The 21,788-nt window shown below is 69.0% G+C and carries 22 protein-coding genes; 10 read left to right on the top strand and 12 right to left on the bottom strand.

Annotation, left to right across the window (positions count from 1 at the left end; all coding sequences use genetic code 11):
* Positions 1 to 36 precede the first annotated feature (36 nt).
* Positions 37 to 900, top strand: coding sequence for a hypothetical protein (locus tag MICSW_RS02585; RefSeq protein WP_464496670.1), 864 nt, complete (start codon positions 37 to 39; stop codon positions 898 to 900).
* 69 nt (positions 901 to 969) lie between these two features.
* Here the strand turns inward: MICSW_RS02585 and MICSW_RS02580 are convergent, their stop codons facing one another.
* Both MICSW_RS02580 and MICSW_RS02575 read right to left on the bottom strand, forming a co-directional pair.
* Positions 970 to 2,262 (bottom strand): type II toxin-antitoxin system HipA family toxin, encoded by a 1,293-nt coding sequence (locus MICSW_RS02580; RefSeq protein WP_464496669.1) that lies wholly within the window; start codon positions 2,260 to 2,262, stop codon positions 970 to 972.
* Positions 2,259 to 2,501: a helix-turn-helix domain-containing protein gene (locus MICSW_RS02575; protein ID WP_331790663.1), complete on the bottom strand. Its 243-nt coding sequence runs from the start codon at positions 2,499 to 2,501 to the stop codon at positions 2,259 to 2,261. Before MICSW_RS02575 ends, MICSW_RS02580 begins: the two co-directional genes overlap by 4 nt.
* A gap of 244 nt (positions 2,502 to 2,745) precedes the next feature.
* On the opposite strand from MICSW_RS02575, the gene MICSW_RS02570 reads away from it, so the two are divergent.
* Genes MICSW_RS02570 through MICSW_RS02560 form a run of 3 tightly spaced genes read left to right on the top strand, consistent with a single transcriptional unit; the run spans position 2,746 to position 4,973 of the window.
* Positions 2,746 to 2,961 (top strand): helix-turn-helix domain-containing protein, encoded by a 216-nt coding sequence (locus MICSW_RS02570; RefSeq protein ID WP_347424584.1) that lies wholly within the window; start codon positions 2,746 to 2,748, stop codon positions 2,959 to 2,961.
* Positions 2,958 to 4,244: a type II toxin-antitoxin system HipA family toxin gene (locus tag MICSW_RS02565; RefSeq protein WP_464496668.1), complete on the top strand. Its 1,287-nt coding sequence runs from the start codon at positions 2,958 to 2,960 to the stop codon at positions 4,242 to 4,244. The genes MICSW_RS02570 and MICSW_RS02565 overlap by 4 nt, the downstream gene beginning before the upstream one ends.
* Before the next feature lie 42 nt (positions 4,245 to 4,286).
* Positions 4,287 to 4,973 carry an arsenate reductase/protein-tyrosine-phosphatase family protein gene (locus MICSW_RS02560; RefSeq protein ID WP_464496667.1) on the top strand — a complete coding sequence of 229 codons (687 nt, stop codon included), beginning with the start codon at positions 4,287 to 4,289 and terminating at the stop codon, positions 4,971 to 4,973.
* A gap of 158 nt (positions 4,974 to 5,131) precedes the next feature.
* Here MICSW_RS02560 and MICSW_RS02555 read toward each other — a convergent pair whose 3' ends face one another.
* From MICSW_RS02555 to MICSW_RS02530, 6 genes are all read right to left on the bottom strand, one after another.
* The gene (locus tag MICSW_RS02555) at positions 5,132 to 6,415 is read right to left on the bottom strand and encodes an ATP-binding protein (RefSeq protein WP_464496666.1); all 1,284 of its coding nucleotides are present in this window, start codon (positions 6,413 to 6,415) and stop codon (positions 5,132 to 5,134) included.
* A gap of 90 nt (positions 6,416 to 6,505) precedes the next feature.
* Positions 6,506 to 9,787, bottom strand: coding sequence for a DEAD/DEAH box helicase (locus MICSW_RS02550; RefSeq protein ID WP_347424581.1), 3,282 nt, complete (start codon positions 9,785 to 9,787; stop codon positions 6,506 to 6,508).
* A gap of 148 nt (positions 9,788 to 9,935) precedes the next feature.
* Positions 9,936 to 10,268, bottom strand: coding sequence for a hypothetical protein (locus MICSW_RS02545; RefSeq protein WP_195693039.1), 333 nt, complete (start codon positions 10,266 to 10,268; stop codon positions 9,936 to 9,938).
* A gap of 163 nt (positions 10,269 to 10,431) precedes the next feature.
* Positions 10,432 to 11,928: a plasmid pRiA4b ORF-3 family protein gene (locus MICSW_RS02540; protein WP_464496665.1), complete on the bottom strand. Its 1,497-nt coding sequence runs from the start codon at positions 11,926 to 11,928 to the stop codon at positions 10,432 to 10,434.
* Positions 11,929 to 12,150: 222 nt separating this feature from the next.
* Positions 12,151 to 12,411: a Txe/YoeB family addiction module toxin gene (locus tag MICSW_RS02535; protein ID WP_464496664.1), complete on the bottom strand. Its 261-nt coding sequence runs from the start codon at positions 12,409 to 12,411 to the stop codon at positions 12,151 to 12,153.
* Positions 12,408 to 12,659, bottom strand: a complete 252-nt coding sequence (locus MICSW_RS02530; protein ID WP_464496663.1) for a type II toxin-antitoxin system Phd/YefM family antitoxin — start codon at positions 12,657 to 12,659, stop codon at positions 12,408 to 12,410. The genes MICSW_RS02535 and MICSW_RS02530 overlap by 4 nt, the downstream gene beginning before the upstream one ends.
* Before the next feature lie 301 nt (positions 12,660 to 12,960).
* On the opposite strand from MICSW_RS02530, the gene MICSW_RS02525 reads away from it, so the two are divergent.
* Both MICSW_RS02525 and MICSW_RS02520 read left to right on the top strand, forming a co-directional pair.
* The gene (locus tag MICSW_RS02525) at positions 12,961 to 13,185 is read left to right on the top strand and encodes a helix-turn-helix domain-containing protein (RefSeq protein WP_464496662.1); all 225 of its coding nucleotides are present in this window, start codon (positions 12,961 to 12,963) and stop codon (positions 13,183 to 13,185) included.
* Positions 13,182 to 14,462, top strand: a complete 1,281-nt coding sequence (locus tag MICSW_RS02520; protein WP_464496661.1) for a HipA domain-containing protein — start codon at positions 13,182 to 13,184, stop codon at positions 14,460 to 14,462. The genes MICSW_RS02525 and MICSW_RS02520 overlap by 4 nt, the downstream gene beginning before the upstream one ends.
* 33 nt (positions 14,463 to 14,495) lie before the next feature.
* Here MICSW_RS02520 and MICSW_RS02515 read toward each other — a convergent pair whose 3' ends face one another.
* Complete coding sequence (locus MICSW_RS02515; protein WP_464496660.1) at positions 14,496 to 14,891, bottom strand: hypothetical protein; 396 nt, start codon at positions 14,889 to 14,891, stop codon at positions 14,496 to 14,498.
* A 140-nt stretch (positions 14,892 to 15,031) separates the two neighbouring features.
* Between MICSW_RS02515 and MICSW_RS02510 the strand changes: the two genes are divergently transcribed.
* Positions 15,032 to 15,361, top strand: a complete 330-nt coding sequence (locus MICSW_RS02510; protein WP_464496659.1) for a type II toxin-antitoxin system VapC family toxin — start codon at positions 15,032 to 15,034, stop codon at positions 15,359 to 15,361.
* A gap of 52 nt (positions 15,362 to 15,413) precedes the next feature.
* Here MICSW_RS02510 and MICSW_RS02505 read toward each other — a convergent pair whose 3' ends face one another.
* Both MICSW_RS02505 and MICSW_RS02500 read right to left on the bottom strand, forming a co-directional pair.
* A complete protein-coding gene (locus MICSW_RS02505; protein WP_464496658.1) occupies positions 15,414 to 15,719 on the bottom strand; it encodes a hypothetical protein in 306 nt (101 codons plus the stop codon).
* Between the two features lie 602 nt (positions 15,720 to 16,321).
* Positions 16,322 to 16,510: a hypothetical protein gene (locus tag MICSW_RS02500; RefSeq protein ID WP_464496657.1), complete on the bottom strand. Its 189-nt coding sequence runs from the start codon at positions 16,508 to 16,510 to the stop codon at positions 16,322 to 16,324.
* Between the two features lie 53 nt (positions 16,511 to 16,563).
* Between MICSW_RS02500 and MICSW_RS02495 the strand changes: the two genes are divergently transcribed.
* Positions 16,564 to 17,220 carry an arsenate reductase/protein-tyrosine-phosphatase family protein gene (locus tag MICSW_RS02495; protein ID WP_464496656.1) on the top strand — a complete coding sequence of 219 codons (657 nt, stop codon included), beginning with the start codon at positions 16,564 to 16,566 and terminating at the stop codon, positions 17,218 to 17,220.
* An 18-nt stretch (positions 17,221 to 17,238) separates the two neighbouring features.
* On the opposite strand, the gene MICSW_RS02490 is transcribed toward MICSW_RS02495, so the two are convergent.
* Positions 17,239 to 18,720 carry a hypothetical protein gene (locus MICSW_RS02490; protein ID WP_464496655.1) on the bottom strand — a complete coding sequence of 494 codons (1,482 nt, stop codon included), beginning with the start codon at positions 18,718 to 18,720 and terminating at the stop codon, positions 17,239 to 17,241.
* Positions 18,721 to 18,863: 143 nt separating this feature from the next.
* On the opposite strand from MICSW_RS02490, the gene MICSW_RS02485 reads away from it, so the two are divergent.
* Together MICSW_RS02485 and MICSW_RS02480 are read left to right on the top strand one after the other, a co-directional pair.
* On the top strand, positions 18,864 to 20,237 hold the full coding sequence (locus tag MICSW_RS02485; protein ID WP_464496654.1) for a tyrosine-protein kinase domain-containing protein: 1,374 nt from the start codon (positions 18,864 to 18,866) through the stop codon (positions 20,235 to 20,237).
* 74 nt (positions 20,238 to 20,311) lie between these two features.
* Positions 20,312 to 21,787 (top strand): tyrosine-protein kinase domain-containing protein, encoded by a 1,476-nt coding sequence (locus tag MICSW_RS02480; protein WP_464496653.1) that lies wholly within the window; start codon positions 20,312 to 20,314, stop codon positions 21,785 to 21,787.
* The last annotated feature ends 1 nt before the right edge of the window (position 21,788 follow it).

Raw genomic sequence — 21,788 nt, 5'->3', positions numbered from 1 at the left:
CGCTCGAGCACGTCAAGACGCCGCTCCCGGGGCTCTGTGCCCGCGTGGGTGTCGATCGTGATCGTCGCGGCGCTGATCCTCGCCGTCGGGGGCCTCAGCTGGCTGGCGATCACGCGCACGCAGACTCCTCCTCCGACCGAGTCGCCGCGCGTGACCCCGACGATGGGTGTCGAGACGCCGACCGCAACGCCCACCCCGACACCGACCTCGACGGTCGCGGCGGCAACCGGCGCCGATGAGCGTTTTCTCATGGTCAACGCTGGCGACATGTGGCGGGCGACTGCTGGCGCGTGCGGCGCGGCAGAGCCGCTGCTCGAGCGCTCAACCGATGGCGGCGCGACGTGGAGTGACGTGACGCCCCGCTATCGCGGCATCCAGCAGATCCTCGCCCTGGAGCCGTATGCGGCGGATCAGGCGATGATCGTCGCGCTGATGGGTGATGGCTGCGAACTGCAGGGGCTGCGGACCTTCACGTACGGCGAGTTCTGGGAACCCAACGACGAAATCCTCGCTTCGTCGACGTACGTTGACCCCGCGAATCCGGCGGCAGTCGTGACGCCGGCTGGCGAACTCGACGCCCCGTGCGCAACACCGACAGGCGTCCGCGCGAATGGTGGCACGACGGCGGTCATCTGCGGGTCGGATGCCTCCCAGACGACGGATGCCGCCACCTGGTCATCCCTGGATCAGGCCGGAGTCCTGGCGCTGACGGTTGCCGGCGACGGTCAGATCACGACGGCGCGGGCGGATGCCGCATCCTGCGACGGGCTGCTGGTGGCGGAGCCCGGGGCTGCGACGTGCATCCCGAGCGTTCCGACCGATGCCCCGGTTGCCGTAACCCTGGATGCCAACGGCACGCCCTGGATCTGGGCGGGCGACACCTTCGTAGCCACCCGCTGACCCCCTCCCCGGTCGCCTCGCGAGCGCCCACTCCCCGGCCGCCGCCCGAGCGACGCGACGCCGCAGCCTCTACGCGTCCCGATCCTGCGGGCTGCCGATGCGTTCACGCAACGAGAGCGGAATCGTGGACGAGATCCGTGCGGGTCGTCCGGCGAGCAGGTTCTCTGCCTGTCCGCGGATGTAGCCGGGCACGTGCGACTCGATCGCCGGGTGCGCGGGCACCTCGCGTGTTGCTTCGACGATCGCGGCGAGCGTCTCATCGATCGCTGTCCGAGCCTCACCGCCCGGCACACCCCAACTCGTCGCCTCGGCGACCAGGTCACCAGCCGTGACATCGGGAAGACGTGTCACCCCGTTGATCCGCAGGGCGAGGGCATCCGTCGCGTCGTAGGCCAGAGCGAGGGGTGCCGCGTCATAGATCGGTGCCAGCGTGGTTCGCCCCCGCTCATCGTGCAGCAGAGAGACGTTCTTGGCGTGGGCGTCTGTGTTGCCGACGGCGACGGTGAACGCTGCGTATCGCGCGAGGCGTAGGCGGTCGACGTACGGCGTCTCGAAGACCGTTCGCCCGCTGTCGAGAAGGCCCGCGATACCGCGCAGGTTAGCGCTGGGGTTGTTCTGCTCGAACTTGTCATTGCCTCCCCAAGGCAGGCGCAGCGCTTGCGCGGCATCCTCCTGATGGATGCGGCGAACAGTGTCACCGTCGTCGACGCGGTCGTAGCGTTCGACGACAAGCACGGGGCGGCCCGCAACGGTTTCGGTCCAGGTTTCGAATGCGAGAAGCCCGGCGTGCCGCGCGACCTGCAGCGCATAGTTCTCGCTCTCGACGGATGCCGCGTAATCCGCCGCGACAGGCTTGAGGATGTGGGTCGAGGGGATGACGCCGTTCCCACGCCACCACGATCCGTCACGGCGTGTGAGCGTGAGCTTGCGCTGAAAGCCGGGGAGCGCAGATCCTCCCCCGCCGATGAGGAAGCCGCTCGCACGGTCAAGGAGCGCCCCGACGGCGTCAATGTCGAGCTTCTCGGGGTCGCGCTGCTGAGCCTCGAGGTGACCCACTCGCAACGCCCCGGCGAGGTCGGCGCCGACCTCCGCCAGCAGACCTACGACATCGCCACGGTCGACTTTGACTTCCCGCGCGAGCCGGGCGATGTGCTCGCCCTCGGGAAGCAGCCCCCCGAAGAACGCTTCGGAGGCTTGCTCGTCGTCCACTCCTACGCGCAGGCCGGCGCTGAGAACCCGGGAGTTCTCACCCCACCGGTCGATCGCCTCGCGCGACCAGCGCAGAACCACCCCGCCTCGCGCCGTGCGTTCGAGCGTTCCGATGCGTGTGTCATAGAGCCGCACGGGCAGGGCGTCGGTCATGATTCGGATGCCGCGGGATCGGGATCGTCAACCTCGGCGACCAGCTGCACGCCCAGTGCGGCGAGCACCTGCAGGTAGTGAGTGTCGAATCTCTTCGCGCGCCCGGTTTCGAGTTCGTGGACGTAGCGTTGGCCGACCCCGAGAGCTGCGGCGAGTCGGCGTTGCGACCACCCGTGCTGTTCTCGGATGCGACGGATGAGCCGCCCGAGGTCGCTCGGGTCGTCAATGAGCACTCGCATGGGACGTCCCCCTGACGCCGGTGATTCCCGTTACAACATCATACCCGCCTTGATGTTATTTCGGGAATCACCCCGCAGCCGATTCCCGAAACAACATCAGGGAGCAGCAAGACTCGAGTGACGTACCCCGAGCCCAAGCCTTGTGTAGCCGTACGGCGACAACGTAGAATGCAGCCGTACGGCGACAACCGCTCTTGCAGCCGTATGGCTGCACGACTGATCAGGGGGGCCCGGAGTGTTGACAATGCGCGACGCGTCGGCAGTTGTACGAGAGCTGCGCACGCTGCGGGGCTGGACACAGCAAGACCTCGCCACACGAGCGCGATTGTCACGATCCTTCGTCGCCGATGTCGAGTCGGGCAAGCCGACGGTCGAGTCAGCGAAGCTCTTCGATCTCTTCCAGGCGCTCGGTTACGAGGTCGTGCTGCGGGATCTCGCGACCGGGCAGGTGCTGCGGTGACGGCATCCGAACTGGCGGTGTATCTGGATGGCATCCCGACGGGGATGCTCACCCAGTCGGCAGCAGGAAACGTCAGCTTCACCTATGACGCCGACTACCGAGATCGTCACGATGCGACTCCCCTGTCGCTCGCGATGCCTCTGAGTGCGTCGACACACCGAAAGCGCGTGGTGCTCCCCTGGCTCCAGGGGCTGCTCCCCGACAACGACGAGGCGCTCCGGGCGATCGGACGACGCTTCGGGGCGGTGCCCGGGAATCCGTTCGCGCTCCTCGAGCACATTGGGGCAGATGCGGCGGGCGCGGTACAGATCCTTCCGCCCGCTGAACTCGCGAGCGACGCGCGCGCCGAACAGAGCGCGCGGCCGGTCACCGAGGCGGAGGTGGCTCGGATGCTCGACCAGGTGGTTACCGAGTACACCGACGGCGTCGCTGTTGGGGATGGCGCTGGGCGCTTCAGCATCGCCGGCGCGCAACCGAAGATCGCGTTGTTCCGGATGCCGGATGGCCGCTGGGCGGTTCCTGAGGGAAGCCAACCGACCACGCACATCCTCAAGCCGGTCGTCGGTACCTTCCGCCGCATCGACGTGGTTGAGCAACTCACTCTGCGCGCAGCGGCTCATCTTGGGTGTGATGTCGCAACCGCGCGGCTTGGCCGTGTCGGCGACTGGAACGTCTTGATCAGCGAGAGATACGACCGCGAGTGGACGGATGGGCGGTGGCATCGCCTCCACCAAGAGGACATGTGCCAGGCGCTCAGCGTGCCGCCGTCAAAGAAGTACCAGCAACGCGACGGCGGACCGGGCGCGGCCAGCATCGCTCAGCTCATCGGTTCCCTGCCGCTCGTCGCGGATCGCGAGGCGACCGGCGCCGCGTTCTTCCGCGCGTTCGTCTTCAACGTGGTGGCGGGGTGCACGGATGCTCACGCCAAGAACTACTCCCTCATGCTGAGGGGCCGCTCGGTGCGGCTCGCGCCACTCTACGATCTGCTGACGTACGCCGCGTACTGGGATGGCTCCGCGATCATCAGCAGCGCCATGAGCGTGGAGGGCGAGTACGCACTCGACCGAATCTCTGTGGCAGGTCTCGTCCGCACGGGGTCGCGATTCGGTGTACACCCGAACGATGCATCCTCAGTCGTTGACGAGATCAGATCGGGTCTCGTCGAAGCTTTCGAGGCTGCTCGAGCCAGCATGGCCGATTTCGATCTCGACCCCGACGCTGTCGCGGTGATGGATGCCGCGTTGGCAGGCGTTCGCCGCCTCCCGCTCGTCCGCGTTCGGTGACCGAGCGAAGCGAGACGAAACGCACCCAGGTACCCTCGATTCATGCCGATCGAGATCCTCACCGTCTGCACCGGCAACATCGTCCGCTCCCCCCTTTCGGAGCTGTACCTGCGTCTCCTCCTTGCCGATCTCCCGGTCGAGGTGGCGAGCGCCGGGACGCAGCCGCGTCCGGGTGAGGCGATGACCGAGCAGGCGTGCGAAATCGCGGCTGAGCTCGGCATCCCGGCGGCAGAGATCGAGGCTCATCAGGCCAAGCGTCTGACCGAGCCGGTGCTCGCCGGTCGCGACCTGGTGCTGGCGATGACCCGGGCGCACCGCAAGGCGGTGGTCGAACTCGATCCGTCGCTGCTGCGCAAGGCGTTCACGATTCTCGAGTTCGCTCGTCTGTCGCGGCACGTGACGGATGCCGAACTCCACGAGGCCGGGGCGGATGCCGGCGACGACCCCCGGGCCCGCTTCCAGGCTGCCCTCGCGCGGGTGATCAGCGTCCGCGGCACTGTTGACGCGCCAGCCGATCCGGCAGAGGATGACGTTCTCGACCCGGCCGGCCGCAGCTGGAACACCTACGAAACCTCGATGAGCCAGCTCCTCCCGGCCGTGGAGGAAGTGGCTCGCGTCATCCGCAGCGCTCTCGTCTCGCGTCGCGCAATCGCCGAGCTGATGCCGCCCGCGCCCGGCGACTCGCTGTCGCCGCAGCTGCACGCGCTGCGCGACGACGAGCGTTTCTGAGATAGCGGTCTATCTCGATACCTCGACGGCTTCGTGACCTACGCCTGCCACCGAGCCGAAGCGCTCACCGTTCTCGGGATACCTGTCATACAGCCCGCCTCCCGGCCTGAGTAACGCGCGCCCGCGGATCCGCGATTATGCAGGCGCGACAGCTCAGGTCAGGCCCCGAGCAGTGCAGCCGGGATCACCGCAATTCCATCCGACCTTCGGTAGGCGAGCTCGCCCGTGGTGATCACTGCCGCATCCGCGAGCTGCGGCCCGAGGCGGTCACGAAGCCAGCGCAGGTGCCGCACGTCGGAGTCGTCGACAGCAGCCGAGAGCTTGACCTCGAAGGCCACAACACGTCGTCCTCGTTGCACGATGAAGTCGACTTCCCGGTCGCCGTTGCGGGTGCGAAAGTGGCCGAGCCGCGCCTCTGCGTGGGATGCATACGCGTGGAGGCTGAGCGCGACCAGCGCTTCAAAGAGTCGTCCGAGAAGCGGCCCGTAACCGGAGCCGAAGAACTCCGAGGTTCGCGATCCGTCGCCGTCGAATCCGAGGAGTTCGTCAGAGTCGAGCTCGAGTAAACGGCACACGAGAGCGGGGTCGGCGAGGAAGTGCTTGGGTGCTTGAGAAAGACGACCGAGTTCATTTCCTCGCGGAACCCACGGCTCCACCGGATCCAACAGCCAGAGCGACGAGAGCACGTCTCGATAGGCGATCGCTGTCGTCTTGGCGGGTTTCGCGCCCTCAGCCGGCGTGGCCGCCTCGAGCACCGTCGCGTAGCTTGCCGTGGTCGCGGTGGCGGCGGCGTAAGCACGCATCCACCGCCGCAGGGTGTCGGGTGCCCGTACGACGTGACCCTGTTGGGCGAACTCGCGGTGGATCACGTTCTCAATGTAGGCGTCGAGTTGCAGTCGTTGACCCCGCGGGGCGAGTGATCTGATGCCTGGAAAGCCGGATGCCGTGATTTCACGAACATACTCCGGGAACCCCACGCTGCTGATGCCCTCGACTGACGCTTGGCTCGACAGCAGGCCGCCCAGCGCTACGGTCGCCGTCCCAGGGAATCGTTCGGCGAGCGAGAGTGGCCGCATGCGAAGCGGAACGATTCGGCCGGCTCCCGAGTGAATAGCCGCTCCGGCCGGATGTGCGCTCCCGGTAAGGATGACACTTCCGGTCGGTGCTCCGTCGTCCACCCATCGGCGAGCAACGTCCCACGCCTGTGGTGATCGCTGCCATTCATCGATGAGCAGCGGCGATGCGAGCGACCTGATGCGGTTGGGGTCGGCTTCGAACGCCTGACGTTGCGAGTCATCGTCCAACCGGATGACACTCACGGCCTGGCGAGTGGCCGCCGCTGTCTTTCCGACTCCCTTCGGACCCTCGACGGCTACCGCTGCCACCTCACCGAGCGCAGCGGTCAGCTGCTGATCCATCAACCGAGGAAGGTAGCCGTCCATGCGGTTAAACTACCATCAGCAGCACCCATACGCTACCAAACGCAGCACTTTCACGCTACCAAACGCAGGATTCTGCACCCGATCGGCGGTTCAGTCGACGAGGCTGCGGATGTCGTCGGCAGAGAGCCCGCCGCCGATGGCGTCGCCGTCGGTGTCGAGCACGCGGTCGAACAGTTGGGCTTTGGTGGTCTTGAGTGCCATGACTTTTTCTTCGATGGTTCCCTTCGAGACGAGCCGGTAGACGATGACGGGCCGGGTCTGACCGATTCGGTGGGCGCGGTCGATGGCCTGCGCCTCGACGGCCGGGTTCCACCACGGGTCGAGCAGGATGACGTAATCGGCCTCGACGAGGTTGAGCCCGACACCGCCCGCCTTGAGCGAGACAAAGAACGCTGGCGCGTCGCCGGTGCGGAACTGGTCGATGACGGCAGCGCGGTTGGTCGTTGAGCCGTCGAGGTAGAGCGAGGCGATCCCGGCATCCGTCGCAGCATCCCGCGCGCGGCCGAGGAAGCGGGTGAATTGGCTGAGCACGAGGGCGCGGTGCCCTTCGGCAGCTGCCTCGCGAAGCAGCTCGATGAGGGCGTCGAGCTTTGCCGAGGGCGCTTCGCCTTCGTCGACCAGGTCGGGCGAGAGCGAGAGTTGGCGAAGCAGAGTGAGCGAGCGGAAGATCTGGAACCGGTTCGCGTCGACGTCGTCGACCAGACCGAGCACTTTCTGGCGCTCACGTGCGAGCCTGCGGTCGTAGAGCCGCCGGTGGGTCGGGTGCAGATCGAGCACGAGTTGCTGCTCTTGCTTGGGCGGCAGTTCCGATGCGACAAGCTCTTTGGTGCGGCGCAGCAGGAAGGGACGGATGCGGCGCTGCAGCGTCCGCAGCCGTTCGTTGTCGCGTTCTCGTTCGATGGGTGTGCGGTAGTACTCGGTGAAGCTGCGGCGCCCTCCCAGCAAACCCGGGCACGCGAGCGAGACGAGCGCCCACAGCTCGAGCAGGTTGTTCTCGAGCGGAGTGCCGGTGATGACGAGCGTGAAGGGGGCGTCCAGCATCCGGGCGCATTTGTAGCCCTGCGACGACGGGTTCTTGATCTGTTGAGCCTCGTCGAGAATGAGCCCCTGCCAGTCCAGGGTCGCGTAAGCGTCGAACTCGAGACGGAACAGCGCGTAGCTGGTCACGACGACGTGCGCCCCGGCGACCTCGTCGGCCAGTGCCGTGCCGCGCTTGTTTCCCATTGCGCTGATCGCAGCGACGCGCAGCTCGGGCGCGAATCGCGCGCACTCGGCAGCCCAGTTGCCGACGACGCTGGTGGGGGCGACGATGAGAAACGGCGGATGCTGCTGGTCGCCCGTCTCAAGCGCATCGAGTCGTGCTTTCTCGATCATCGCGATGGTCTGCAGGGTCTTACCCAGGCCCATGTCGTCGGCGAGCACCCCGCCGAGTTGGTGAGTGCGCAGGAAGTGCAGCCAGGAGTACCCTGTGCGCTGGTAGTCGCGCAGCTCGGCGCGCAGCGTCGGTGGCGCATCAATGGGGGTGAGCTGATCGTGGTCGCTGAGCCCGCGCACCCGCATCCACCATTCGATCTCCTGGCGCGCGACGACGCCCAGCTCGACGAGCTCTTCCCAGAGGTCGGCTTGGTAGCGACTGACCTGCACCGAGGTGACGGGGCGGTCCGAGAGGGCACTGGCTTCGGCGATGATCTCGCGCAGGCGCTGCAGCTCGGGCGTATCGAGCGAGAAGTAGGTGCCGCTCGGCAGGACGAGGATCGGCTCGTTCTCGCTGAGTGCCCGGAACAGGGCAGCGAAGTCGACGTCCTCACCCTCGATGCGCACCTGCACGCTCAGGTCGAACCAGTCGTTGGTTCCGGGCTGGGCGGTGACCGAGACATCCGGCGCCTGCGATGCGGCACGGAAGCTGGGGGCCTCGACGTCTTCGACGACCCGCACGGTCTCGAGCGAGCGCAGGCCGGGCAGCACTTCGGCGACGAACAGCACAGCAGCCGCGCCGCGCAGGGTTTGGTCGGGCGGCACCATCGCAGCATCCGGCCGCTCCCCCGGCAGGACGATGGAGGCGTGAGCACCTGCAGTGCTGCGAACGGAATCGAGGATGCCGGCCTCGCGCACGCGATCGGGACGGATGCTGCCGCCGAGCCGGTCCCATCGCCAGGTGAGGTGGGCAAGCCCGTCGCCGTGGTCGACACGCACTTCGAGCACGGCACTCGGCGGCACCGGCACCGTGTAGCTGGCATCGGGCGATACGACCGGCGCGATCGCCTGCAGCCGCGGAAGGTAGTGGCTCTCGAAGCGCCCCCTGCTCGCCGTGTCGACCGAGATGGGCTTGTCGGCGGCGAGCAGGTCGCGCATCGGGCCGGTGAGCGGCGGATCGAGGCGATGCAGCACGATGCGTTCTTCGGCGGTGCCTGCTGCGGTGACCCGACCCACCGCGATCGGAGGATTGCCGACGGTCACGAGCGGCTCCGACGCGTCACTTCCCCCGTCGGAACCGGCGTCCCCGCCGGCATCGGCATCCTCGTCGTCTCGCACCGGCACCAGCTCGCCGCGCACCGCGAGTCGCTTGCGGTTCTCGGTGACCGCGATCCGCGGGGTCAACGGCTCCCCGTCGAGCCGCACCGGATGCTGCGCCTTGCCCGGAGAGACGAGCGCGACCCCCGCCGCCTCGAGATCGGTCAACAGCGACCAGAGCGTCCGCGAGGGCAGCCGGTCGAGCTGCATCCATTCATCGTCGCGATAGGCGTAGCCCCACGAGTTCGCGGCAGGGTCGAGAACGTCGAGCTCGATCAGCAGTGCGAGCGCCGCGGGATCCGCCTGCAGCCCGTCGAGGTGCCCCCAGCGGGCCTTGCCCTTGATCCATGCGCCTCGCGCACCGCGCATCCCGGGCCGGGCCGCGAGCCTCGGCTGCTGCGGAGCCCTGCTCCAGCGCGTCGCGCGCGGTGTCTGCAGGGTGATGAACAGGCACAGTTCCACGGCGGCTGCATCGGATGCCGGCAGCAGCCCATCGAGCGAGCGTTGCCACGGTGGAGTGCTGTCTCGCGGCGGGAATGACTGGCCTTTCGGCCCTCTCGCGCCCGAGTCCGTCCCGGCATCCGAGACGGCGAGCAGCACGGCAGCGACGTGCGCGCAGTGCGGGGCATGCTCGCAACTGCAGTAGGCGCTCATCGACCCGCGCGCAGGCTCGATGACGACCGAGACCACCATGACGTCATCGCCCCCGTGGCCGCGATCGCGCACGACGGCATCGACCGACGTGCGCGTGTTGTCGGCATCCAGGTCGACGATCGTGACCCGCCCTGCCGCGTTCAGCGCCCATGCGCGGTCGTAGTTCGCGCCCCCGAGAGATTGGGCAACCTCATGCCAGTAGTCCACGAAACCATCGTTGCAGCCGCCGCCGACATCTCGCACTCGGTCGACGCCGGTCCAACGGCAGCCGAGTTCTTCGGCGCGCTGTGGAGGAACCGCTCCTCATCGTCCTGCGTGCAGCACAGCGGATGCCGTACGCCAGCGTGTCGCGAGTCTAGGAGTCCAGCGCGCGCTTGATGAGAGCCGACACGTCGCGGTCGAGGTTGTCGATCCGGTGCTCGAGCGCGCTGAAGCGCACGTCGACCGCCGCGAACCGCGCATTCATCTCCCCCTGCAGCCCGTCGATACGCCCGCTCAGCGCGTCGATTCGCCCGTTGACCTCACCGCCCAGTGCGTCGATCCGCCCAGAGAGCTCGCCCCGCAATCCGTGGATCGCGGCAGTCGTCGTGCGATTGGTGAGTGTGACGATCACCGTCGTGCCTCCCAGCATGACGGTCGTGAGCGCGGCGATGTAGAGCCAGTTCTGTGGGTCCACGAGCGAGATCACCCCTTCATTGTGCGACGGATGCGGCAAGCCTGCCACCTCGTGGGCCTCAGCGCGCACGTTTCCTTATGGGCGTGGAGACCCGCGCCGTTCGCACGAATGGGGAGGCGGATCGAGGCGGATCACTCGTCGCGAGAGGTATCACCTGACGTGGTCGCGGTCGCGGCTAGACCAACGATGCCGAACCACGCCTGAGCACCTCACGCGCGAACTGCCGCGCGACGTCGCTCATCTCGCCGCGATCGGCGCGTTCCCGGGGCCCGTCCCAGAGGTTCTCGAGCACGGTTCGCACACCCTCTTCGTACAGCTCGGATGCCTCGACCGGCCCATCGCCGCGACGCCATCCGAGCGCCGTGAGCCACGCCGCGACATCGTCCAGGCGGAGTGTCCGCTCTCTCCCGACCTCACGGCGACCCTCGAGCACCCGGGCATTGAAGCGCCCTCCGCCCGCGACCATGAGCAAGAGGCAGATCGTCGCATCGCGGCTGTAATCCGCACTGAGCGCGCCGTGGCGCCCGCGCATGGCGTGTGTCCCGTCAACAACTCCCCCGAATCGGGTGATCAAGGCATCCCAGATCTTCTGCGCCTCCCGCACCCCGGCGCGGCCTTGGCGCGTCACGAGAAGTCTTCCTCTGGACTTGCGCAAGAACCCGTCGCGCACGAGCGCCTCACGAAAGTGCAGCAGCGGCCCGCTCTGCGCCTCGCGGTTGTGTGCGCCGATCCACGCCCCCATCGCTGGCACGACGACGCTGGCCTCGACGACGTCGGCCGGGCGCAGATAGCCGGCGGCAGTCAGCTCGATCCCCTCGCCTCCCGCCCGACGCAGGAACCACGTCCAGGCCTGCAGCGCGGCATCCACCTCCCCGTCCGCGATATCGGTCGGCGGATCGACGAGTGTCCGCGCGACTTCTTCGACGCGATCACCGCCGGGCAGGTACCGCAGCCGGTCGATGACAGAGATCACGGATGCCGCGACTCCCGCCTCCCGCAGCGCAAACCGCAGATCCGCCAGCGCCTCGTTGACCTCGCTGGGGTCGAACCAGGCGGGATCACCCTGGATCTCGAGCAGCTCTGCGCCTCCGAGGCCGCGGCTGTCTTCGGGCGGGGCTGCCCGGCGTCCGTCGACGCACACCGCCAGCGGCACGGGTTCGCCCATGCCACGCACATCCTCGACCCGCAGCACGACCTGCCAGTTGTCGCCGTAGTCGTAGAGGTAGTGCAGGGTGTCACCGGATTCGGCGACGACCTCATCGAGCCGCACCTCCGACGCGGGAACGCCCTCGTCTTCGCCTTCGTCGACGTCGTAGGGGCACAGGAACAGCTGCGCGTTGCGATCCCACCCGTCGCCCCCAATCGAGAAGCGATGAAGATGCGAATCGGTCCACCCGAACGCGGCCTGCAGCACCTCGTGCAGGACGTCGAGGGTCATCGACGATCGCAGGTCGAGGCGCCGCCAGACCGGCGGTTTCGCCCCAACGAGGTCGGCACGCACGCGGAAGCACACGGTGTCGGGGCGCGGCGGATGCCGCAGCTCTGGCCGACCTCGCTCTAGGTAGTCGGCGACACGGGCACGCCCGATCTGCTCCATGACGCCTCGAAGGTCGGCGATCGTCATCCCGCCGGCGATCTCGGCGAAGCGGCGCCGCACTTCCTCGTCATTCATCGGAGATCACGCTACCGGCCTCGACACAGCGAGATGCCGCGAATCCGCGAGTTATAGGCCGCAAATCCACGAGTTATGTGTCGCGAAACGACGAGTTGAGCTAGCTACGTGCTCGGCACGGCTCAGCAGAGCGCTGCGTTCGGCGACCGGCTGTGGGGCCTGCCGGTCTCGTCTCTGTGGGAACGTGCCCCCACCCTCTGACGCGTGATCCGAGCGGTGACGTCAGTAATGGTCTCGTGCTTGGAGGATCACGATGTGGTCGTCGGTGACGTAATAGACAAGTCGATTCTTCTCGTCGATCCGCCGAGACCAGGAGCCCGACAGCACATGGCGGAGCTGCTCGGGTTTGCCGACGCCGTCGAACGGATCGCGGAGGACTGCCTCGATGAGCGTGTTGATCCGCTTCAGCGTCTTTCGATCCTGCGTCTGCCAGTACTGATAGTCCTCCCACCCGTTCGGGTCGAAAGCAAGGGCGCGCGTCACGGATCGACGAGGTCGTGCTGCTCGAACTCGCCGCGACGCGCGCGCTCAATCGCCTCGAGCAGCCGCTCGGCATTTGCAGGGTTGCGCAGAAGGTACGCAGTTTCGGTGAGAGCGTCGTAATCGTCCTTGGACATGATCACGGCGTTGCCCCGGCGGGAGACGACCTCCACCGTCGTGTGATCATCGTTGACCTGCTGGATGAGCCCGAACAGGCTCTTTCGCGCTTCGGTCGCGGTGATGGCGGACACAGGAACACCTCCGAATGAGTGGTACATAAAACGGTACCACTCCGACGATGGATCCGACCTACCCGGTCTACTCGTCGCGCGGAGCCTCGCGCGCGGGAGCAAGTCGCGGCGCGAGGCCTGCCGCGAGTGCGTAGACGCGCACTGGGCCTCTTCCTTCCAAGTCTTCTGTAGCAAGTGCAGGACTGACGTCGTCGTCTCTTTGAGCCACAGCCGCTGTATCCGTACGGCGACAATCACTTGTGTAGCCGTACAGCGACAACATACAGTGTATCCGTACGGCGACACGAGAGAGGGGAACGGGATGCTGACGATGCGCGAAGCAGCAGCGATGGTGCGGGAACTGCGCGACGGCCATGGCTGGACCCAGTCCGAGCTCGCGAGTCGCGCCCACCTCTCACGCTCGTTCGTCGCCGATGTCGAGGCGGGCAAGCCGAGCGTCGAGTCCGCCAAGCTGTTCGACCTCTTCCAGGCACTCGGCTTCGAGGTCGCATTGCGCGATCTCTCGAACGGCGAGGTGCGCCGGTGACGGCATCCGAGCTGGCGGTCTTTCTTGACGGAACGCGCGCCGGCTCCCTCATCCAGTCCGCCCCAGGCAACCTCGCCTTCGCCTACGATCCCGCGTACCGGGAGAGGAACGATGCGACGCCGCTGTCGCTGTCGATGCCGCTCACCGCCGCGGTGCACAAGAAGCGTGTGGTGCTGCCGTGGCTGCAAGGGCTGCTGCCCGACAACGACGACGCGCTGCGCGCGATCGGGCGTCGGTTCGGGGTGTCGCCGGCGAACCCCTTCGCGCTTCTCGAGCACATCGGCGCCGACGCCGCGGGCGCCGTGCAGATCCTCCCGCCAGACGTGGCCGCGACGGACGCGACCGTCGAGCAGAAGGCACACCCCGTGACGGATGCCGAGGTCGCCGTGATGCTCGATCACGCCGTCGCGGAGTACACAGAGGGGGTCACCGCCCCCGACGCCGGCGGGCGCTTCAGCATCGCCGGCGCGCAACCGAAGATCGCGTTGTTCCGTGAGGGCGACGGCACGTGGGCTGTTCCCGGCGGCAGCCTCCCGACGACGCACATCCTCAAGCCTGTCGTGGGAGCTTTCCGCCGCATCGACGTCGTCGAGCAGATGACCCTGCACGCCGCCCGACACCTCGGGTGCGACGTGGCGACGGCGCAGCTGATGACCGTCGGCGGATGGAACGTGCTGGTCAGTGAGCGGTACGACCGCGTCGAGGTCGGGGGCCGCTGGCGGCGGCCGCATCAGGAGGACCTCTGCCAGGCGCTTGCCGTGCCGCCCGCCAAGAGGTACCAGCAGCGAGATGGCGGTCCGGGCGTGGCCAAGGTCGCTCAGCTTCTGGCGTCCCTGCCGCTCGTGGCCGACCGCGCCGAGGCCGGATCGGCGTTCTTCCGCGCGTTCGTCTTCAACGTCGTCGCCGGGGGCACCGACGCCCACGCGAAGAACTACTCGCTGCTGCTGGCCGGCCGGTCGGTGCGACTCGCGCCGCTCTACGATCTGCTGACGTATGCGGGGTATGGGGACGGATCGGCTCGCCTCAGCAGTGCGATGAGCGTCGACGGCGAGTACGCGTTCGATCGGATCTCGAGCGAGAGCCTCGTCCGCACGGGTGCACGGTTCGGCGTCGCGCGCGATGACGCCGCGGCGGTCATCGAGGGGATGCGCGAGGGGATCGTGGGCGCGTTCGACGCTGCGCACGATCAGGTCACCGGGTTCGGCCCCGATGCCGCAGAGATCGCGGATGCTGTCACGCGGGGCATCCGCCGGCTCCCTCTCGTGCCCGGTCGGTGACACAGGCGAGGCGACGCCGGGAACGACGCCCCCTCACTCGTCTCTCGGCGCCTCACCGGATGCGGGCGCGAGACGAGGAGCCAGCCCCGCCGCAAGCGCATAGACTCGGTCGTCGAGCCGCGCAAGGCGGTCATCCAGGCGAGAGAAACGGTCATCGAACGCGGCGAAACGGTCATCCAGGCGCACGACACGCTCATCGAGACGCGCGACACGCTCATCCACGCGGGAGACACGGTCACCGAGTATCACCACGCGGTCATCGAGCCCGGAAACCCGTCCATCCAGGCGAGAGATCTCCGTCTTGAACTCCGCTCGCAGTTCGATGCGGGTCCGCCGCGCTGACGCCGTCACCGTCGTGGCGAGCCCCGCGATGCCGACCGTGAGCGCAACGAGAACCGCAAGCGTGTCGAGACTCACGATGACCTCCATGTTCTTCAGTGTGCGCCAGATCGTTGGCGATTGCGAGAACCGTATTCGAAACTCGTCGCACGGCGCCCGTCGCCACCGAACACGACCGCGCGCCCTTCATCGTGATCGGCTGGGGAGGAGCCGCCGGGAGTCTCGGCCTCATGCCGATCGACATCCTCACCGTCTACACCGGCAACATCGTCCGCTCCCCCCTCTCGGCGCTGTACCTGCGGCTGCTGCTGGCCGATCTTCCGGTCGAGGTCGCGAGCGCGGGCACGCATCGGCCCCGGAGACCCTGCCGACGACGACGTGCTCGACCCGGCAGGCCGCAGCTGGAACACGTACGAGACGTCGATGAGCCATCTCCTCCCCGCCGTAGAGGAAGTCGCCCGAGTCATGCGCGGCGCCCTGCCCTCGTGCGGAGCCTGAACGCCGCACTGCTGTTCACGGGCGACGACTTCGCGCAGACCGACCTTCCCGCGGCGATCTGAGGCGAGCCCTACCGGCGGTCTGGCGATCCCGGTCTACTCGTCGCGAGAGGTATCACCGGACGCGGGCGCCGGACGCCGGCGCGAGGCCCGCGGCGAGCGCGTAAGCCCGATCGTCCAGCCGCGACACGCGGTCGTCGAGCCGTGAGAGACGCTCGTCGAGACGGTTCAGGTCGGTCTTGAACTCAGCCTTCAGTTCGGCGAGCTCCGCCTTCACCTCGGCCTTCACCTCAACGCGGGTGCGCCGCGCCGACGCGGTCACGGTCGTGGCGAGGCCAACGATACCGACGGCTAGCGCAACGATTACGCCGAGTGTGTCCATTCCCACGGTGACGTCCACGCTCTCCAGTGGGCGCCTCATCGGCGCAGGTATCTAGAACCGCAAGCGAACGCGCACCCAACGGCGCACGATCACTCGCGGACGCCAGATGACACGATCGGTGTCGCCCGCTGGGGATGTCTGCGGCGGGCTCGACGAGGTCTGCGCCCAGGTCGTCCGCGATGCGGGTCGCGGCGCGGACGGCCGCCAGGTTCGGCCCGACCACGGGCACGGCCTGCGCTGCGGTCCACAGCGACCCGCTGGTCGCGTCGACGGCTTCGGCCGTCAGCCGCCGGAACTCGGCGGCGCTCTGGTGCGCCGTGTCGGCGTCTCCCGCCTCGATCGCGGTCGTGAGGGTGCCGGTGAGCGGAAGGGCTCGTTGGAGTGCGGACTCGGCTGTCCGAGCGTCGGAGTAGACCGACCACCCGCCCCAGGCTACGGCCGCGCCGATGATCAGCAGCGCTCCGACGACCGAGAGCGAGATGGTCCACGCGCGTCTGCGGTGGCGTCTCACGGAGCCGCGACGTGTGACGGGGCGGCGGCGCGCGTGTTCGGGTTCTGGCACCGCCGCAGTCTAGGGCACCCCACCTGAGTCTTGGCCGAGCCGCCGCGGCGGGGTTCGATGGCGCCGCAGCGGGCGGCGGTCAGGCTGCGCTCACCGCCCCGTGGACGGGCCATGCGGTCTCGTCCTGGCCGCGGTCGGGGGTGGCGGTGATCGCCAGCCACACGAGCGCTCCGACGATGAGGGCGACCACGACGATCAGCACGTACGCCCACACCGGAGTATGGCGCGGCGGGACCGGGGCGCGGCGGTCGTGCGGGCGTCTGGCCATGGTGCCTACGGTAGGCCGCTCTCGCCCGCGACGGGTTTCGCACAGGTAACGACTTGACGGCCACCCCCGTAGAATCGAGCGAACGCGCCTCCGAGGGAATGGAGACCTCTGTGCCGGTACGCATCCTCACCGTATGCAGCGGAAACGTGTGCCGGTCGCCGCTGGCGGAGGCGCTCTTGCGCCGTGAGCTCGCGGGCCTCGACGTCGTCGTCGACAGCGCCGGCACGATCGCGACCGACGACGCGACGATGCCCGATGAGGCGCAGCGCCTGGCCGTGCAGTGCGGGGTGGCGCGCGAGGATGCCTCTGCTCATCGTGCACGCTATCTCGATCCTGCTGTGCTCGAGGGGGCGAGCCTGGTGGTCGCGATGGGGCGCGAGCACCGTCGCCGCGTGGTGGAGCTGATGCCGCGCCTGCTGCGGTCGACCTTCACGGCGCGGGAGTTCGCCCGGCTGGCCGAGGGTGCGGATGATGCGACGCTCCGGGGTGCCGCGAGTGCGGCGGGCACCGATCCGCGGGCCCGGGTCGCGGCGGTGATGGAGTCGGTGGTCGGTCGTCGCGGTGTCGTGTTGCCTGCGGAGTCGCCCGACGACGACGACGTGGTCGATCCGTTCGGCAGGTCGTGGGAGACGTATGAGCTGTCTGCGGAGCAGCTCGTGCCGGCGATCGGGCAGGTGGCCCGGGTCGTGCGGGCCGGGCTGACCCCGTAGGGGCGCGTCGCTCGATCGCTATCCCGCTCCCCCGGTTCCCTCCGTCGTGAAGGTGTCGGATTCCGCGGGGGCCTCCGGCTCCACCGGTACCTCCGGCTCCACCGGTACCTCCGGCTCCACCGGTACCTCCGGCTCCACCGGTACCTCCGGCTCCACCGGTACCTCCGGCTCCACCGGTACCTCCGGCTGGGCGGGGGTTCCGGGTGCCGGGTCGCCGACGACGGGTCCGTCGTCGGTCACCGGGTCCGGACGGGAGAAGAAGAACGGCTGCGGGGTGTCTTGAGCCGCGTCGAGTTCGGCGAGCGCTCGCTCCTGGTCGGCGCCGAGAGCGGCGGCCGCGGCGGCGTAGGCCCGCAGCGGCGCGGCAGACAGGTCGCCGGCCGCGTACGCGGGTGCGGCCGCGGCGGCCGCATCGGTCAGCGCGTCCTGGAACCGCGCCTCGGCGTCGGGGTTCGCGGCGGCGACGTCGGCGGCGGAGCCGGGAAGCGTCTGGGCGAAGGCGGCGAGCGCTGCGGCGTATTCCGCCGAGATCTCGTCGAGGTCGTCGCGCTGTCGAGCAAGCGCGTCGGCCGCTTCGTCGACCGAGAAGCCGAGTGTGTGGACGTCGTCGAGCGCTCGAGCGATGCTCGCCAGGTCGTCGGTGTCGACCTGCGCGCGGCGGTAGGCGGGGACGTACGGCCGAATGCTCAGCCCGTCGAGTCGGGTGACGAAGCTCTCGCGTGCGGCGGCGAGCGCCGCGAGTGCGTCCGGGTTCGCTATGCCGTCGAGCTCGGGCAGCACGGTCGCCATCGCATCGGCGTCGTCGCGGGCGTCGGCGACCGATTCCGCGAGACGGTCTCCGGCTGCGGCGAGCGAGTTCTCGCGATTGATCAAGGTCGCCTCGTCCTGCGTGAGGCCGGACAGCGCGTCGGCGGTGGGGGACGCGGTAGCGGCCAGCACGACCCCGAAGATCGTCGCGGCCGCGACGGCGAGCACGGCGAGTGCCGCGACCACGACGGTCGTCCAGTCCCGGGGGCGACGGGGCGGACGTCGCGTGCCCGTCGCCGGGGGAGTCGGTCGTGCCGGGCGAGGGGTGGCGTGCGGCCGGGCCGCCACCCGGTCGCGCAGCAGAACCGTGTCGGCCGCGACGGCGGACGCATCGACCGGGGCATCGCCGACGCGGGTGCTGGCGTCGGCGTCGGCGAACACCGAGGCGAGCGTGTGCCGCGCCGCCGGCTGGGCGACACGGTGCTCGACCGGAGGGCCGACGAGCAGCCCGAGACGCTCGGATTGAGCGTCTCGCCCGAGTCGCCGGGGCTCCGCGTCCGGCGCCGCGGCGGTCGGCTCGCCGAACACGGAGGTCAGCGATGCGGCAGCAGAGCCGGTCGACCCGGCGCGGGAACGACGAGCGCGGCCGCCCCCGACGAGGGTGGCGAGACGACGGGACTGCGCGCGCGGCGCGGGGCCCGTGGTCACCTGCCTGCGCCCGCGGTCGTCGAAGAGATCGGCGATCGACGTCATCTTGCGCCCCCCGTTCGCGCCATTCCCGAAGTCGCTATGCTATCAACTCCTGAGCCGTATCCCTTTTCCCTCCGCCTCGCTGACGCTCCTCGCGCGCAGGAGGGAGTCGGGAGCGCGGCCCGGCGAGTGGAGGACGGGAGCGGATGAACGCGATTGTCCGTGCCGCACGGCGCAACGTTGTCGTGATCGTGGCGCTGGCGGTGCTCGGCGCAGCCGTGGCGGCTCTCGCTGCCATGGCGGCGACCCCCGCCTATTCGTCGACGGCGCGCGTGTATGTGTCGGTGGGCGCGGCCGGCTCGAGCGCGGCCGAGCTCGCCCAGGCCCGGTCGTACGGTGCGCAGGTCATCGCGAGCTACGCCGAGGTCGCGACCACCGACGTCGTGCTGGGGCCTGCGCTCGAGCGTGCCGGCATCGATCTCGACGCCGGTGCGGCACGGGCGAAGGTGAGCGCCGCCACAGCGACCGACTCGCTGATGCTCGAGCTCACCGCCACGGCCGCCGACCCGATCACAGCCGCCGCGCTCGCGAACGCCGTGGCCGCGAGCTTCGAGACCGTCGTCGAAGACGAACTCGAGGCGCGCGCGTCCCCGGGCGCCACGACCGTGCGCGTGGTGACCGCGCAGCCGGCCCTCGTACCCACACAGCCGGCCTCGCCCGACCCGCCGCTGTGGGTTGCGCTCGGTGCGCTCGCGGGCGCCGCGGCCGGTGTCGCCGTGGCGGTCGCACGCACCGCGCTCGACACGCGCCTGCGGTCGGCCGATGAGATCGGCGAGGTCGTCGACGCGCCGCGGCTGGGCGAGATCGTGCACTCGGACGACGCAGCACGCTTTCCGGCGATGGTCGCGGCGCGGCCGCACAGCGCGGTGGCCGAAGGGTTCCGGGCGCTGCGCACGAACGTCTCGTTCCTCCCTGCGGAGGGCGGGGGTCGCGCGGTCGCCGTCACGAGCGCGATTCCCGGCGAGGGCAAGTCGACGGTCGCGGCGAATCTGGCCTCCGCGGTCGCCGAGACGGGAATGCGGGTCGCGCTCGTCGACGCCGACCTGCGAAAGCCCACCGTCGCCGATCGATTCGGCATCGAGGGAGGGGTGGGGCTCTCCGACGTGCTCGCCGGGCGGCTGCCGCTGAGCGAGGCGATGCAGCCCTGGGGCGAGACACCGCTGTTCCTCCTCCCGGCCGGCGCGTTACCCCCCAACCCCGCCGAACTGCTCGGATCCCACGCGATGGGGCTCGTCGCCGACGAGCTGCGCGCGGTGTTCGACGTCGTGGTCTTCGACGCCCCGCCGCTGCTCGCGGTCACCGACGCCGCAGTGCTCGCGCGCGGGCTGACGGGCGCGCTGCTGGTGGTCAGGACGACGCACGCGCGTCGGGCGCAGGTCGCCGATGCGATTGCGTCGCTCGCGGCGGCGGACGCGCGACTGCTCGGCGTCGTCGTCAATGGCATGCCGTCCACGGGAGTGGCTGCGACGGCGTACGGGACCTACTACGGGCGCTCGACACCCGTAGATGCGGCACGGTAACAAACCGTACACAATCGGCATGGCAAGATGGCAGGGGCGCCTGGGGGCGCACCGCGACGACGAGGGGTGACCGCGTGGAGCTGCACGACTACATCCGTATTCTGCGCAAGAATTGGATCACGATCCTACTGCTGACGCTGCTGGGCGTCGGTGCCGCAGCAGCCTATTCGCTGGTCACGACCCCGAAGTACGAGTCGACGACGCAGCTGTACGTCTCGGTGCAGTCGCAGGCGGCGGCGACCACCGACCTGGTGCAGGGCACGAATTTCGCGCGGCAGATCGTGACGAGCTACGTCGATGTCGTCGGCACCGCGCTCGTGCTCGACCCCGTGATCGACGAGCTCGACCTCGACACGACGTCGACCGCGCTGGCGGCTCAGATCACCGCGACGGCGCCATTGAACACCGTGCTCATCAACATCACCGCCACCGACAGCGACCCGGCGATGGCTGCGGCCATCGCGAATGCAGCGGGCAACAGCCTCGCAGATGCGGTTCAGACCACGCTCGAGAGCGGTGCCGGCAGCGACGACAGCGGTGCCGGCAGCGACGACCAGGCGAGCCCCGTGCAGGTGACCGTGGTGCAGCCGGCGCTCGTGCCGACACAGCCGACCAGCCCGAACATACCGTTGAACCTCGCCCTCGGCGCGCTCGTCGGGCTTGCCCTGGGTGTTGCGGCGGCGGTGCTGCGCACCGTGCTCGACACGCGCATCCACACGGTGCACGACATCGAGCAGCTCACCGACCGGCCGCTGCTGGGTGGCATCGCCTTCGACCCCGACGCGTCGAAGCGGCCGCTGTTAGTGCACGCCGACCCGCGCAGCCCGCGCGCCGAGTCGTTCCGGTCGTTGCGCACGAACCTGCAGTTCCTCAACATCGACGGCGGCCCGCGCAGCTTCGTGATCTCGAGCGCGGGACCCGGAGAAGGCAAGTCGACCACCACGGTGAATCTTGCTCTCGCCCTCGCTGAGACCGGCGCGCGTGTCGCACTGCTCGACGGCGACCTGCGCCTGCCGACGGTGGCGACATACCTCGGCATCGAGGGCGGGGTCGGCATGACCGACGTGCTTATCGGCCGTGTGGAGCTCGCCGACGCATTGCAGCGATGGGGAACCCAGAACCTGTTCGTGCTCCCCTCCGGCCCGGTGCCGCCGAACCCGAGCGAGCTGTTGGGGTCGTCGGCGATGGACAACGTGCTCGCCGCCCTCACCGAGCACTTCGACTACGTGCTCATCGACGCGCCCCCTCTCCTGCTGGTGACCGACGCGGCCGTGCTCAGCCGCAAGACCCGAGGCGCGATCCTTGCGGTCGCGGCGGGGCGCACTCGCAAGGCCGAGCTCGAGGGGGCCATTCGCGCGATCGAGACCGCCTCGGGCGCGATCCTTGGCGTGGTGGCCACGATGCTGCCCACCAAGGGGCCCGACAGCTACAGCTATGGCAGCTACACCTACGGCTATGGTCACTCGATCGGCGAGGAGCAGAAGCGCAGCCGCCGGTCTCGACGCAGCGGCGAACGACGGACGGGCTCGACGGCGCCGGCGTCAGCCTGAC

The sequence above is a fragment of the Microbacterium sp. SW12 genome, assembly GCF_055391095.1.
This window is presented reverse-complemented; position numbering and strand designations above follow the sequence as displayed.